Origin of the sequence: Methylobacterium tarhaniae (assembly GCF_001043955.1) — a bacterium.
Lineage (GTDB): Bacteria > Pseudomonadota > Alphaproteobacteria > Rhizobiales > Beijerinckiaceae > Methylobacterium > Methylobacterium tarhaniae.
Genome location: NZ_LABZ01000363.1, coordinates 1 through 939, shown reverse-complemented (window position 1 = coordinate 939; position 939 = coordinate 1). Strand labels below are relative to the sequence as shown.

Here is a 939-nt window from a genome sequence, read left to right as displayed (position 1 = left end):
GACAGGAACTCGTGCGTGAGGACGAGTTCGTCGCTGTCCGACCGGTCGTGGCACATCACCAGCCAGCGCGCGAGGCGGCCTTCGAGGCTCAAGGAGGCGTGGGCGTAGGCGGTCTGGGTGATCTGGACGATCAGGGTGTGGACGTAGCGCAGGAGCAGCCGGCGCAGGATCGGGCTCTCGTCGAGGGCGGCGCAGAGCGCCGCCCGGCCGATGCTGAAGGCCTCGCCCGAGAGCTGGACGAAGTAGACATGCGGCGTGCTGATGCAATCGAGCGCCACCGGCACCGCGCCGACCAGCCCTTCGCGGCCGATCAGCCCGACCTCGATCCGGCGCTCGTCGTGGGCGGTCGAGATCGAGACCATGCCGCTCTCGAGGAAGAACAGGTCGTCCACCGGCGCGTCGGGACCGATCACCACCTCGCGCAGCTGCAGCGCGATCGGTTCGAGGTGAGGCGCCAGCCGTGCGAAATCCTCGGGTGCCATGGCCCTCAGGACCCGGTTGCGCACGGTCGATTGCTGGAGCTGGGGCACGGCGCTCTCCTCGCTGATCCAACAGCCGAGTTGTCCTGTCCGGACAGGAAATCTGTTGTTCGTTAGCAGTCGATCGCGAGTAATTCAAACTATTATCTTGGGTAACAAATGATCATAACAAATGATGCCACGTTTATCATTCGACATTCTCACAGGATAAATCCAGGCATCATATGATAATATGGGAACCGACATCGCGTGTCGCTATTGTACGATATAACACCAAGCCGCACGATCTCTTACAGGCGCAGCGACAAGCGCCTATAAATCTCTGACGATGGTGCGCCTCTGCGAGCCGAAGTCGGGAGGATCGATGTTGGGACAGCACGACCGCCCTCCGACGGTGCTGCTGGTCGAGGAGGATCCGCTGCTCGGCCTCGAGGTCGGGGATGTCCTGGCCGAGGCCGGC

The 939-nt window shown here is 62.5% G+C and carries 1 protein-coding gene; it reads right to left on the bottom strand.

All coding sequences use genetic code 11. The features are described 5' to 3' along the window. On the bottom strand, positions 1-530 hold a 530-nt coding region (locus VQ03_RS29950; RefSeq protein WP_048454583.1), incomplete at its 3' end, for a Crp/Fnr family transcriptional regulator. Positions 531-939 lie beyond the last annotated feature (409 nt).